Genomic DNA, 12,910 nt, shown 5'->3' on the forward strand with positions numbered 1-12,910 from the left:
CCTCCCCTTGCGCTCTCGCCGCCCTCTCTCTGGAGACCTCTCATGCACGACGAACGCCGCCGGATCGAGGAGCGCGCCGAGCGCCTCCACAACCAGCGCATCAAGACCGCGATCTACGCGGCCACCGTCCCCCTGACGGTCGAGGCCTGGCAGGCGCCGGGCGAGCCGGTCCCCTTCGAGGAGGCCGCGGCCGCGTCCTACGAGCCCTTCGCGCTGGGCACCCCGTGGGGCCCGCCGTGGGGCACGACCTGGTTCCGGATGCGCGGGCAGGTGCCCGCCGAGTGGGCCGGAAAGCGTGTCGAGGCCGTCATCGACCTCGGATTCGTCGGCGACTGGCCCGGCAACCAGGCCGAGGCGCTGGTCCACCTCACCGACGGGACGCCGCTGAAGGCGGTCAACCCCCTCAACCAGTACGTGCCGATCGCCAACCCGGCCACGGGCGGCGAGGAGATCGACTACCTGGTCGAAGCGGCCTCGAACCCGGACATCCTGGCGAACAACTTCTCCGAGCCCACCCTTCTCGGCGACGTCCTCACGGCGGGCGACAAGCCGCTGTACACCTTCCAGCGCGCCGACCTCGCCGTCCTCGACGAGGAGGTCTTCCACCTCGACCTCGACTTCCAAGTGCTGCGCGAGCTGATGGTCCACCTCGGCGAGCACGAGCCGCGCCGCCACGAGATCCTGCACGCCCTCGACCGCGCCATGGACGCCCTGGACCTGGACGACGTCTCCGGCAGCGCCGCCGCCGTCCGCGAGGTGCTCGCGCCGGTCCTCGCCAAGCCCGCGCACGCCAGCGCCCACACCGTCTCCGGTGTCGGCCACGCGCACATCGACTCGGCCTGGCTGTGGCCCATCCGCGAGACCAAGCGCAAGACGTCCCGCACCTTCTCCAACGTCACCGCGCTCGCCGACGAGTACGAGGACTTCATCTTCGCCTGTTCCCAGGCCCAGCAGTACGAGTGGGTGCGCGACAACTACCCCAAGGTCTGGGCGCGCATCCAGGAGTCCGTGAAGAAGGGCCAGTGGGCGCCGGTCGGCGGCATGTGGGTCGAGTCCGACGGCAACCTGCCCGGCGGCGAGGCCATCGCCCGCCAGCTCGTCCACGGCAAGCGGTTCTTCATCGAGCACTTCGGCATCGAGACCAAGGGCGTCTGGCTGCCGGACTCCTTCGGCTACAACGCGGCCTACCCGCAGCTCGCCAAGCTGGCCGGCAACGAGTGGTTCCTCACCCAGAAGATCTCCTGGAACCAGACCAACACCTTCCCCCACCACACCTTCTGGTGGGAGGGCATCGACGGCACCCGCATCTTCACCCACTTCCCGCCCGTCGACACCTACAACGCCCGCTTCAGCGGCGAGGAGATGGACCGCGCGGTCCGCAACTACGCCGAGAAGGGCGCCGGCACCCGCTCCCTGGCCCCCTTCGGCTGGGGCGACGGCGGCGGCGGCCCCACCCGCGAGATCATGGAACGCGCCCGCCGGCTCGCCGACCTGGAGGGCTCGCCCAAGGTCGTCGTCGAGCACCCGGACGAGTTCTTCGCCAAGGCCCGCGAGGAGTACCCGGACGCCCCGGTCTGGAACGGCGAGCTCTACCTGGAGCTGCACCGCGCCACCTACACCTCCCAGGCCCGCACCAAGCAGGGCAACCGCCGCTCCGAACACCGGCTGCGCGAGGCGGAGCTGTGGGCGACCACGGCCGCGCTGCACGCGCCGGGCTACGCCTACCCGTACGAGAAGCTGGACCGCCTGTGGAAGACGGTCCTGCTCCACCAGTTCCACGACATCCTGCCGGGTTCGTCGATCGCCTGGGTGCACCGCGAGGCGGAGGCCGAATACGCCCGTGTGGCGAAGGAGTTGGAGGAGCTGACGGCCGAGGCGGTCGCCGCGCTGGGCGGTGGCACGGCCCGGGTCTTCAACACCAGCCCCTTCGACCGGGCCGAGGTCGTGCGCACCGCCGAGGGCGTCCCCACGTACGTCGAGGTGCCCGCGAGCGGCAGCGCTCCGCTCACGGCCGCCGAGCCGCCGCAGCCGGTGACGGTGGCCGGACGGGTCCTCGACAACGGCCTGGTCCGTGTCGAGGTGGCCGAGGACGGCACCCTGGCGTCCGTACGGGACCTGCGGGCCGGCGGTCGCGAAGTCCTCGCCGACCAGGGCAACCTGCTCCGTCTGCACACCGACCTCCCGAACTACTGGGACGCCTGGGACATCGACAAGCACTACAAGAACCGCTACACCGACCTGCTGGACGCCGACTCGGTCACGGTCGTCGAGCAGGACCCGCTGCTCGGCGCCATCCGCGTGGAACGCAGCTTCGGCAAGGGCTCCAAGCTCACCCAGACGATCACCCTGCGGGCCGGCAGCCCCCGTATCGACTTCGAGACCGACATCGACTGGCACGAGGCCGAGAAGATCCTCAAGGCGGGCTTCCCGGTCGACATCCGCGCCCCGCACTCCTCCGCGGAGATCCAGTTCGGCCACATCCAGCGGCCCACCCACACCAACACCAGCTGGGAGGCGGCCCGCTTCGAGGTCTCCGGCCACCGCTGGGTGCACATCGCCGAGCCCGGCTACGGCGTCGCGGTCATCAACGACTCGACCTACGGCCACGACGTCTCCCGCACGGTCCGCGAGGACGGCGGTACGACGACCCGCGTCAGCCTCAGCCTGGTGCGCGCCCCGCGCATCCCGGACCCGGAGGCCGACCAGGGCCGCCACCGCTTCGTGTACTCCCTCCTGCCCGGAGCGAGCATCGAGGACGCGGTCGCGGAGGGCTACGCCCTCAACCTTCCCCTCCGGGTGGCGGATTCCGCGGGTGCGCCCGAGCCGGTCGTCTCGGTGGACGGCGAGGGCGTGACGGTCGAGGCCGTGAAGCTGGCCGACGACGAGTCCGGCGACGTGGTGGTCCGGCTCTACGAGTCCCGCGGCGGCCGCGCCCAGGGCGTCCTGCGCACCGGCTTCCCGCTGGCCGGCGCCCAGGTCACCGACCTGCTGGAGCGGCCGCTGGAGGACGCGGAGCTCGCCGAGGGAGCCGTCCCGGTCACCCTGCGCCCCTTCCAGATCCTGACCCTCCGGCTGCGGAGGGGCTGACGGATGGCCATGCAACCCTGGTTCACCGACGCCAAGTTGGGGATCTTCATCCACTGGGGCATCTACGCCGTCGACGGCGTCCAGGAGTCCTGGTCGTTCTACGACGACATCGTGCCGCACGACCGGTACATGTCCCAGCTGGAGCGCTTCACCGGCGCCAAGTACGACCCGAAGGCGTGGGCGGACCTGTTCGCCCGCGCCGGGGCGAAGTACGCGGTCCTGACGTCCCGTCACCACGACGGCGTGGCCCTGTGGGACACGGAGTACGGCGACCTCAACCTCGGCAAGGACTACCTCGGCCCCTACACCGAGGCCCTGCGCGAGAAGGACCTCAAGGTCGGCTTCTACTACTCCCACTCCGACTGGAACCACCCCGACTACGCGTCCACCCGCAAGCCGGGCCGCCCGCCGGAACAGGAGGACAACCGCTACTCGGAGGTCGCCGCCGAGGACGAGGACCTGGAGGCCTGGGAGCGGTTCATCGCCTACCGCGACGGCCAGATCCGCGAGCTGGCCTCCCGCTACCGGCCCGACCTGATGTGGTTCGACGGCGAGTGGGACCGCAGCGAGGAGCAGTGGCGCATCCCCGAACTCGCCGCGCTCATCCGCTCGTACGTGCCCGATGTCGTCTTCAACGCCCGCATGCTCAGCGAGGGCGACTACGCGACGCCGGAGCAGGGCGCTCCCATCGTGCCGCCGGACGGCCCCTGGGAGCTGTGCCTGACCATCAACGATTCGTGGGGCTACCAGCACCACGACCACAACCACAAGTCGCTGGCGCAGCTGATCCGCTACTTCACGGAGACGATCGGCGGCGGCGGGAACCTCCTGCTGGACGTCGGCCCGATGGAGGACGGCACCATCCCGCAGCCGCAGGTCGAACGGCTGGAGGGCCTGGGGGAGTGGATCCGCAGGCACGCGGAGGCGGTGTACGGCACGGTGCGCGGCCTGCCCGCCGGGCACCACTACGGCCCCAGCACCCTCTCCGCCGACCGCCGCACCCTCTACCTCACCCTGTTCGACATCCCCCGCGCCGAGATCGGCGTCCGGGGCCTGGCGACGGCGGTCCGCAAGGTCACCGTCCTCGGCACCGGCACGGAACTCGGCCACCGGGTGGTCGGCGGGCTGCACGACGCGGTGGGCGTGCTGTGGATCGACCCGCCCGCCGCGGCGGACCTCGACCCGTACGCGACCGTGCTCGCCGTCGAGTTGGAGGGGGAGCTGGAGCTTTACCGGGGCTCGGGCCGCTTCTGAGCCCCGCTCACATATAGCCGTCCCGGTCCTCGTCCAGGTTCTCGCCGCGCTGCTTCCGGGCGTCCCGCCGTCCTCGCAAGAGTTCGGTCAGGGGAGCCCGGAGCGCGTAGATCCCTGCCAGGGCGCCCGCGATGCCCGCCGCCGTGAACAGCCAGTTCTGCATCGAGGTGAAGCGGTGCGACCAGGTGTTGTGCACGGTCAGGTGAACGGTGATCGGGGGGTGGAGGGTTTCCAGGGCGCGGTCCGTGTCGCCCTGGAACGTGGTGACGGTGACGGCGAGTTCGTAGTCGCCGGGCTCGGTGGCGGACACGCTCCACTGCCACTCGGCGGTGTCCCCGGGCTCGCCGATGGGCTGCTTCTCCTCGCTCTGGGACACCACCCTCACGTTCTGGCTGTCCGCCGACAGCCGGGCACCCTGCACCCCGCCCACCCGGAAGGCCCTGGTCACCCGTGCGGTCCGCGCGGTGCGGTGCGAGGACTTCGCGCCACGCGCGGTGAGGATGACGTCGTACTTCAGGTGGCCTCCGACGTTCATCGAGACGTAGGGCGTATAGGTGAGGGACCCGTCGAAGAGGTGTTTACGGTCGTTGACGACCGAGGCCTGTAAGTCCGCCTGGCCCAGCTCCGCCCCCGCGCTTCCCTGGTCGGGAACCCCGCAGGCGGCGAGACCGAGGGCGAGGAGCAGCACCAGAGACCAGATGGCCGCGATCCTCGTCCGCACTCCTGTGCCGCCCCCGAACCCCGTCATGTCGAACCACGGGAAGGCCCCCGCGGCGGGTAGGTTCAAGATTCTTCCCGCCGCGGGGGCCCGGGCGCCAGCCCTTCTTCCAGCCTCCTCGATGGCTCCTCAGCCGGTGAAGCCGGCCGTGATGGAGGTGAACTGCCAGTTGTTCTGGCTGATGCCGGAGCAGTTGCTCACCACGCCGCCGCCCGGGCACGGCCGGTCGCGGTTGACCGACCAGAAGGCGAGGCGGGCGATGTGGTGCGAGTTGGCCCAGTCCTTGATCTGGGTCCAGATCGCCGGGGTGGTGGTCTCCTGCTGGTCGGACAGGCCGTTCATGCCGGAGATGCCGATGTGGGAGTAGGCGGTGGCGTCGTCCCAGCCGAAGGTCGACTTCAGCTTGGCCTTCAGGCCCTCCGCAGCGTTGACGGTGTTGCCGTACATGTCGGAGCCGCCGCCGAAGTCGAACGGCATGATCGTGAAGACGTCGATGTTGGCGCCGAGCGACTGCGCCTGCTCGATGAGCCGGTTGCCGTAGTACGTCGGGCCGGTCGTCGAGGTGCCGAAGGTGACGATGGTCTTCAGGCCTGGGTTGTTGGCCTTGACCGTCTTCAGGGCGGTGAGGATCTTCGCCTGGACGGCCTCGTTCTCGAACTCGTCGGAGTTCTCGATGTCCATGTCGATCGCCTTCAGCGAGTAGGCGTCGATCACCTTCTGCAGCGCCCCGGCGAGCGCGCTCGCGGAGGAGCAGTTGGCGCCGAGCTTGCTGCCCTGCCAGCCGCCGAACGACGGCACGATGTCACCGCCGGCCGAGCGGACGGCGTTGATCGCGGACTGGTCGGCGCCGCCGGTCAGCGGCCGACTGCCGTCCCAGGCGGGAGTGCAGCCGCCGGAGTCGAGCACGAAGGCCATCGTGAACCACTTGATGCCGGTCGCGCTCATCACCGTCGACGGGCTCGGCGGGTCGCCCCAGCCCTCGTACAGATAGGGCGCGGCCTGCTTGAACCCGGTGCCGCCACCGCCGCCCGCATCCGTGGTCACGGAGACGGAGTTGGAGGCCCCGGAGGTGTTCCCGGCCGCGTCCCGCGCCTTGACGGTGAAGGTGTACGACGTGCTCGGCGAGAGCCCGCTGACCGTGGCGGTCGTCCCGGAGACGCTGAGCACGTTGTTCGAGCCGCTGTAGATGTCGTACGCCGTGACTCCGACGTTGTCCGTCGAGGCGTTCCACTTCAGCGACACACTCGACGAGGTCTTGCCGGTGGAGGTCAGGCCGGTCGGCGCGGTCGGCGCCTGGGTGTCCGAGCCGCCGCCCCCGCCGCCGGGACCGTCGAGGCTGATGTCGTCGGCGTAGTAGGTGCCCTGGGCGTACCAGCCGTGGACGTAGATCGTGGCGCTGGTCTGCGAGGCACCGGTCGTGAAGGAGACGGTCAGTTGGCTGTACGCCGACGGGGACGTCGTCCACGTCGACGCGCCGCCGTTCACGCCGAGGTAGACGTAGGACCCGCGCACCCACCCTTGAAGCGAGTACGTGGTGTTCGGCTGGACGGAGACGGTCTGGCTGCACTGCGCGTTGTCGCTCGAACTCACCGCCCCCGCAAGGGCCTTGGAGCCGCCGTGTACGGGGGAGGAGACGACCGAACCGAGGTTGCCGGTGCAGGTCCAGGGGGAGAGACTGCCCGACTCGAAGCCGGGATTGGTCAGGATGTTGGCCGCTTGGGCCGTACCGGGAAGAGCGATGGCTCCGGCGAGCGCGAGAGCAGCGGAGCCGAGCAGGGCAAGAAGCCGACGTCTGTGACGTCCGAGTGTGTTGCGCACGCGATCTCCCTGGGGAATGGGGGTGTTCGGGAGTGCACGGAGGTGCGCCACACAAGTTGGTATGGACCAATCCCGCTGTCAATACTTGACGCGGAATTGGTCCATACCGGTGAGCTTCTTCAGGGGTGTCGACGGCCTAGAGCGGCAGGACCTGAGCCGAGACCTCGACGGAGTCGACGGGTGCGGGAACCGCAGGCAGCAGCGGCTCCCCCTCCACCCTCTGCTGCGGCAGCGAAACCGCCCGCAGCGGCCGCGGAGCCGACACCACCGTGTAGTCCTGCCCCAGGAACGGCGGCACCATCTCCCCGGGGTCCTCGCCGAGGGCCAACTGCACAGCGGCCCAAGGCGCGTTGACCCCGCACAGCGACAGCTGGTGCAACCCGCCCGCGGGCCGGGTGTTGACGTCCATCAGCACCGGCTCGTCACCGAACATCCGGAACTGGATGTTGGACAGATAGTGCAGCCCGAACCCCTCTGCGATCCGCCGCGCCGGCTCCAGCCACTGCTCGTGCAACGTGAACCCGCGCCGCCGCCCGTTCTTGGTGCGCCCGATCGCCAGCCGCATCCGGTTGTCAGGACCGGTGAGGCAGTCCACCGACACCTCCGGCTGCTCCAGCCGCGGCATCACCAGCCAGTCGACGGGCTCGTCGGCCCGCTCCAGCGCCTGCACGACCAGATCCAGCGGCACATGCGGGCCGGGGAAGCCGTTGAGGTGAACGAGCGAGAAGGGGGCGCGTGTGATCACACGGAAGCCCACGCCGCCCGCGCCGGACGCCGGCTTGAAGCACGCCTTGTGTCCGCCCCCCTCCAACTCCTCCACGGCGGCGACGAGTTCAGCCGCGGTCCGCACCCGCCACCACGGCGGCACGGGTACCCCGATCGCCTGGACCGCCTCGTACGCGATCACCTTGTCGTGGAAGACGGCCACCGCCTCCGGAGGCGGCGCCAGCAGCGCCGTACCGACCGCTTCGAAGTCGGCGCGGTGCGCCACGATCGCCGCCTGCTGCAGCCGCGGTACGAAGACGTCGATACCGCGCCGCTGGCACTGGTCGAGGGCGTACTCGACGTACGCGGCCGGGGACAGGCCCTCCGGTTCCAGATCGGCGGTGTCGGCGGCGGCCAGCACGGGGGAGTCCGGGTCCCCGTGCGTCGCATGGATCTCCACGGCGCGATCGCTGGGATTTCGCCGCAGCTGATCCATGAAGAACACGTTCTCCGCGTACGTGCGGTTGAGCCAGACGCGTACGCGAGAGACCATGCAGGGCCGTCCTTTCACGGTTCGCGGGCACGGCTGAGCAGCCCGTGCCCGGGCAGGGGAGATGGAGGGTCACCAAACCGCCCTTGTGAAGGGAAGTTCCTGGCGGTGGTGTCGGGGCGATCATACGGCTTCCCGGCGGCCGCGCGTGCAACGTGCGTGTTACGGATTCAATGATCTTGCCGCCTTGTCGGTGAGCCGGGAAATGTGTTCTCGTGGTCCCATCCGTGAGTCCGCGGGTGCGCTGCGTGTACGGAGGGGGCGACAGGTGACGTCGACGGCCGGTGGTGCCGGACAGCTGCTGGCCATCAGCGACCTGCACATCGGATACGCCGAGAACCGCGCCCTGGTCGAGGCGATGCGCCCCGAGTCGGACGAGGACTGGCTGCTGGTGGCCGGCGACGTCTCGGAGAGCGTGGCCGACATCCGCTGGGCCCTGAAGACCCTCGCGAGCCGTTTCCGCAAGGTGATCTGGGCGCCGGGCAACCACGAGCTGTGGACCCATCCGAAGGACCCCGTCACCCTGCGCGGCGTCGCCCGCTACGAGCACCTCGTCGCCATGTGCCGCGAACTCGGAGTGACGACACCCGAGGACCCCTACCCGGTGTGGGAGGGCCAGGGCGGCCCGGTGGCCGTCGCACCGCTCTTCCTCCTCTACGACTACTCGTTCCTGCCGGCCGGCTGCACCACCAAGGAGCAGGGCCTCGAGTACGCGCACGGCACCGGCATCGTGTGCAACGACGAGTTCCTGCTGCACCCCGACCCCTACCCGAGCCGCGAGGCCTGGTGCCGGGCCCGCGTCGCCGAGACCGAGGGCAGGCTCACCGCGCTCCCCGCCGGACTGCCGACCGTCCTGGTCAACCACTACCCGCTGGACCGGCACCCCTGCGACGTCCTGTGGCACCCGGAGTTCGCCATGTGGTGCGGCACCGCACTGACCGCCGACTGGCACCGCCGCTTCCGCGTCGAGACCATGGTGTACGGGCACCTCCACATCCCGCGGACCACCTGGCACGAGGGTGTCCGCTTCGAGGAGGTGTCAATCGGCTACCCCCGAGAGTGGCGCAAGCGGCCGCAGCCGCCGGGGAGACTGCGACGCGTGCTGCCGAAGGAGGTCGGGGTCCGGTGATCGAGGAGCTGCTGCCGGACGAGGTGGTGGCCGTGGAGGTGCACGGCGACGACGGGAGCGAGCCCGCGCCGCTGTACCCCGAGGAGGCCAAGGCCGTGGCGCGGGCGGTGCACAAGCGCCGCCGCGAGTTCGCCTTGGTACGCGCCTGCGCGCGCCGCGCCATGGAGAAGCTCGGCGTGCCCGCGCAGCCCCTGCTGCCCGGCGACCGCGGGGCACCGGTCTGGCCGCCCGGCCTGGTCGGCAGCATGACCCACTGCGACGGCTACTGCGCCGCCGCCCTGGTCCGCGCCACCGACCTGGCCTCCGTCGGCATCGACGCCGAATCCCACCAGCCGCTCCCCGAGGGCGTCCTGGACGCCGTGTCCCTGCCCGGCGAGGCGGCCGGGCTGCGGCGCCTGGCCCTGCGGCACCCCGAGGTCCACTGGGACCGGCTGCTGTTCAGCGCCAAGGAATCGGTCTACAAGGCGTGGTTCCCCCTCACCGGGCTGTGGCTGGAGTTCACCGAGGCCGCCATCGAGGTCTTGGTCGACCCCGACGAGCGGCTGCACGGCGGCTTCCGCGCCGAACTCCTCGTCCCCGGTCCGCTGGTCGGAGGACGTCGGCTCGGGCACTTCGAGGGCCGGTGGACCGTTCAGCGGGGGCTCGTGGCGACAGCGATCACCGTGCCGCACACTCCCTGAGCCCCCGCCCGGCGGCGGCCGGCCGTCACGGCTCCGGGCACCAGCTCTGCAGCAGCCGGAAGAACTCCTCCTCGTTGCCCGCCAGTCCCGCGGCCGCCAGTGCCTGCTCCGCCTCGGCGAGCACGGCGGGCGGTACGACAGGTGGTCGCGAGGAGCCGGGGGGACCGTCGAACGCGGCTCGTACGGTGTGCAAGAGCCGCAGGTAGGCCTGTACGGCGGTGCGCTCGCGGTCGGTCAGTACGGCTGTGGGCATCGGTCGGCTCTCCCCGCGTCGGCGTCGTCGGTCGCACCCCGCACAAGGGGGCGCAACTCCAGCTTGCCGCCCGCCACTGACAATGGGGTCCGGGCACCGGTCCGTTCGCCCGCTTAGCGGAGGCGAAACGTCCTCGAAATCCCTTGTGGGAAAGCAGTTCTACGCTGGAGGGCAAGGGCTTTCGGCCGCCTGTGCGCGGCCCTGGAACGGGGAGGCAAGTGCGTGGTCGACGTTCCACCACGGCGCCCGGTGCGCGCCGTACGACTGCGCCCGGTGGGCGACGGAGAACTCGAGTTGCAGTACCGCGTGGTGCACGGATACCGGCGCGCCTTCCGGATGGCAGGCGAGGGCCCGGCACTGGTGCTCATCCACGGCATCGGCGACTCCTCGGCGACCTGGGCCGAGTTGATCCCCGACCTGGCCCGCACGCACACCGTGATCGCGCCCGATCTGCTCGGCCACGGCGCTTCCGACAAACCGCGCGCCGACTACTCGGTGGCCGCGTACGCGAACGGCGTGCGGGACCTGCTCACCACGCTCGGCATCGAGTCGGCGACGCTGGTCGGCCACTCGCTGGGCGGGGGCGTGGCCATGCAGTTCGCCTACCAGTTCCCCGAGCGCACCGAGCGGCTCATCCTGGTGAGCGCGGGCGGAGTGGGACGCGAGGTCAATCCCGTGCTGCGGCTGGTCTCCCTGCCGGGCGCCCATCTGATGCTGTCGACGCTGCGGTTGCCGGGGATGCGGCTGCAAGTGGGGCTGGCGGTGCGTCTGATGAAGCTCCTGGACACCGATCTCGGCCAGGACGCACCCGAACTGCTCACCCTCGTCGACGCCCTGCCGGACGAGACCTCCCGCAACGCCTTCATCCGCACCCTGCGCGCGGTCGTGGACTGGCGGGGCCAGGTCGTCACCATGCTCGACCGGTGCTATCTCACCGAGGGCATGCCCACCATGCTGCTGTGGGGCGACCGGGACAGCGTGGTGCCGGTGCGGCACGCGTACGGGGCGCACGAGGCGATGCCGGGCAGCCGCCTGGAGATCTTCGAACAAGCGGGCCATTTCCCGTTCCACAGCGACCCCGCGCGGTTCGTGTCACTGGTCGAGGAGTTCACGGCGACCACGCGTCCGGCCGACTGGAGCCGGGAGCACTGGCGCGAACTGCTCGTCGGGGGCCGGCCGGGCACCACCGCGGGCCGCCCGGACACGGCCCGCAACCGTAAGGTGGAACGGGATCTGAGGGAGGCGAGCGAACGCAGTGCAACATGACGTCACGTGGAGCCGGTGATGTCCGTGTCGCGCATTCGACGCTAGCCCTGCGGCCCCAGATACCCCAGCGACGCCTCGATCCGTCCTGCCAGGTGATCGCGTTGCACCGGTCCCCGCACCCCCGAACCCGCCAGCCATGTACGGCACCTGCTGGCCAGCAGGAGGCCGAAGGACTCGGCCTCCTGCTCCTCGGCGAGGTCGAAACGGCTGCGGGCGGCGACCTTGCGGACGGTGTCCCGCAGGTCCGCGTCGTCGCTGAGCAGGCGGGCCGCGACCCGGGCGCCCTCGACGTGATGGCCGCAGTGGCCGGCCTTCATGTGCCACAGCTCGTGGCCGAGGATCACCAACTGGTGGTCCGGCGCGGTCCGTTCCTCGATCACGACGAGGTCCTGGTCGGTCATGTCGAGCCACAGCCCGCTCGCCGTGCCGGTCGGGAAGGCGGCCGTGCGGAAGTGCACCGGCCGGCCGCGCCGTCTGCTCATCGCCGCGCACAGCGCGCCGTACAGGTCCTCGGGCGGCGCCGGTGCGGCAAGGGTGAGCTCCGCGACCAGTTCACCGCACAGGCGGCGCATGTCCCTTCCGATGCCCACAGCTCTCCCCAGGCTCACGACTCGGGCCGCTTGACGCTCTCCAGGAGCATGTCCAGCCACTCCGCGACCTTGTCGCGGTGCTGGTCGGTGGGCAGTTGTGCGGCCCGCCAGGCGATTCCGCGGACACCGTGGTCCTGCAGCAGCCGCTCCAGCGGGTCGTCGGCGGCCGCGGCCGCCTCCCGCTCGGCGAGCTTGTGCAGGAGCTCCTGCTCCGTGCTCTGCAGGGCGCCCGTGAGGGCCTCGGGGTCCTCGGCCGTGAGGAATCCGGCGTGCACCCGGAAGAAGCGCTGGATGGCGTCGCAGTGCTCCATGGTGGGCCGCCGGTCGCCGTTGATCAGTGCGCCCGCCTGCTGGCGGGACATGCCCGCACCGTCGGCGATCTCCTGCTGGGTGTACTTGCGGCCATTGGGCTTGAGCCGGGTGCGCCGCAGCAGGTCGAGCCGCTGCAGAAACCGCTCCTGCACATCGGGCTCGCCCGCCGGACGGCCGCTCAGCAGGGCCCTGACCACGGGCTCGGGAACCCCCGAGGCGGCGGACAGGCGGCCGGTGTCGAAGACCTCCGCGTGCGGCACGCCGAGCCGGTCGGCGAGCGCGGTGACGCGGGCGACGACGGCCGGCAGCGCAGCGGTCGCAGCCGTGGTGCCCGGACTCTCGAAGCCATCCGTCACCGACAGATCTCCTACGTTTCTCACAGGCTTCTCACAAGCGGTTGCCGTGAACCCGACGGAGATTACCGGGTAGTTCGAACTCACATCCAGGTGTCGCCACAACTGTGGCCAAATTCAGCCGTCAACAAGCATGAAATGCCACGATAGTTGACATGACTCGATCCGGGGCCGCAGGATCAAGGCGCCGCGTGA

11 protein-coding genes are annotated in these 12,910 nt (G+C 70.6%); 5 read left to right on the forward strand and 6 right to left on the reverse strand.

Annotated features, from left to right (window positions below; all coding sequences use genetic code 11):
• Positions 1 to 42: 42 nt before the first annotated feature.
• The gene (locus tag ACIBW9_RS16600; RefSeq protein WP_398955524.1) at positions 43 to 3,087 is read left to right on the forward strand and encodes an alpha-mannosidase; all 3,045 of its coding nucleotides are present in this window, start codon (positions 43 to 45) and stop codon (positions 3,085 to 3,087) included.
• Between the two features lie 3 nt (positions 3,088 to 3,090).
• Positions 3,091 to 4,341 carry an alpha-L-fucosidase gene (locus ACIBW9_RS16605; protein WP_398955526.1) on the forward strand — a complete coding sequence of 417 codons (1,251 nt, stop codon included), beginning with the start codon at positions 3,091 to 3,093 and terminating at the stop codon, positions 4,339 to 4,341.
• A gap of 7 nt (positions 4,342 to 4,348) precedes the next feature.
• Here the strand turns inward: ACIBW9_RS16605 and ACIBW9_RS16610 are convergent, their stop codons facing one another.
• The 3 genes from ACIBW9_RS16610 to ACIBW9_RS16620 all read right to left on the reverse strand — a co-directional run bounded on the left by ACIBW9_RS16610 (position 4,349) and on the right by ACIBW9_RS16620 (position 8,135).
• Entirely contained in the window at positions 4,349 to 5,128 is a 780-nt protein-coding gene (locus ACIBW9_RS16610; protein ID WP_398955528.1) for a hypothetical protein, read from the reverse strand.
• A 60-nt stretch (positions 5,129 to 5,188) separates the two neighbouring features.
• Positions 5,189 to 6,877, reverse strand: coding sequence for a carbohydrate binding domain-containing protein (locus tag ACIBW9_RS16615; protein WP_398955530.1), 1,689 nt, complete (start codon positions 6,875 to 6,877; stop codon positions 5,189 to 5,191).
• Positions 6,878 to 7,013: 136 nt separating this feature from the next.
• Complete coding sequence (locus ACIBW9_RS16620; RefSeq protein WP_398955532.1) at positions 7,014 to 8,135, reverse strand: ATP-grasp domain-containing protein; 1,122 nt, start codon at positions 8,133 to 8,135, stop codon at positions 7,014 to 7,016.
• A 265-nt stretch (positions 8,136 to 8,400) separates the two neighbouring features.
• Here ACIBW9_RS16620 and ACIBW9_RS16625 point away from each other — a divergent pair, with 265 nt between their 5' ends.
• Entirely contained in the window at positions 8,401 to 9,261 is an 861-nt protein-coding gene (locus ACIBW9_RS16625; RefSeq protein ID WP_398955534.1) for a metallophosphoesterase family protein, read from the forward strand.
• A complete protein-coding gene (locus ACIBW9_RS16630) occupies positions 9,258 to 9,941 on the forward strand; it encodes a 4'-phosphopantetheinyl transferase (protein WP_398955536.1) in 684 nt (227 codons plus the stop codon). Before ACIBW9_RS16625 ends, ACIBW9_RS16630 begins: the two co-directional genes overlap by 4 nt.
• 25 nt (positions 9,942 to 9,966) lie before the next feature.
• On the opposite strand, the gene ACIBW9_RS16635 is transcribed toward ACIBW9_RS16630, so the two are convergent.
• Positions 9,967 to 10,194 carry a hypothetical protein gene (locus ACIBW9_RS16635; RefSeq protein WP_398955539.1) on the reverse strand — a complete coding sequence of 76 codons (228 nt, stop codon included), beginning with the start codon at positions 10,192 to 10,194 and terminating at the stop codon, positions 9,967 to 9,969.
• 222 nt (positions 10,195 to 10,416) lie between these two features.
• On the opposite strand from ACIBW9_RS16635, the gene ACIBW9_RS16640 reads away from it, so the two are divergent.
• Positions 10,417 to 11,460: an alpha/beta fold hydrolase gene (locus ACIBW9_RS16640; RefSeq protein WP_398955541.1), complete on the forward strand. Its 1,044-nt coding sequence runs from the start codon at positions 10,417 to 10,419 to the stop codon at positions 11,458 to 11,460.
• A gap of 41 nt (positions 11,461 to 11,501) precedes the next feature.
• Here ACIBW9_RS16640 and ACIBW9_RS16645 read toward each other — a convergent pair whose 3' ends face one another.
• On the reverse strand, positions 11,502 to 12,032 hold the full coding sequence (locus ACIBW9_RS16645) for a toxin-antitoxin system, toxin component (protein ID WP_398956466.1): 531 nt from the start codon (positions 12,030 to 12,032) through the stop codon (positions 11,502 to 11,504).
• Positions 12,033 to 12,064: 32 nt separating this feature from the next.
• Positions 12,065 to 12,718 carry a helix-turn-helix domain-containing protein gene (locus tag ACIBW9_RS16650; protein WP_398955543.1) on the reverse strand — a complete coding sequence of 218 codons (654 nt, stop codon included), beginning with the start codon at positions 12,716 to 12,718 and terminating at the stop codon, positions 12,065 to 12,067.
• Positions 12,719 to 12,910 lie beyond the last annotated feature (192 nt).

Origin of the sequence: Streptomyces sp. NPDC049541 (assembly GCF_044465725.1) — a bacterium.
GTDB lineage: Bacteria > Actinomycetota > Actinomycetes > Streptomycetales > Streptomycetaceae > Streptomyces.

What these genes read in the sequence shown, in the direction of transcription:
- ACIBW9_RS16600 (WP_398955524.1), top strand. Translation starts at nt 43, where the DNA reads ATGCACGACGAACGCCGCCGGATCGAGGAGCGCGCCGAGCGCCTCCAC.
- ACIBW9_RS16605 (WP_398955526.1), top strand. Translation starts at nt 3,091, where the DNA reads ATGGCCATGCAACCCTGGTTCACCGACGCCAAGTTGGGGATCTTCATC.
- ACIBW9_RS16620 (WP_398955532.1), bottom strand. Translation starts at nt 8,135, where the DNA reads ATGGTCTCTCGCGTACGCGTCTGGCTCAACCGCACGTACGCGGAGAAC.
- ACIBW9_RS16635 (WP_398955539.1), bottom strand. Translation starts at nt 10,194, where the DNA reads ATGCCCACAGCCGTACTGACCGACCGCGAGCGCACCGCCGTACAGGCC.
- ACIBW9_RS16645 (WP_398956466.1), bottom strand. Translation starts at nt 12,032, where the DNA reads ATGCGCCGCCTGTGCGGTGAACTGGTCGCGGAGCTCACCCTTGCCGCA.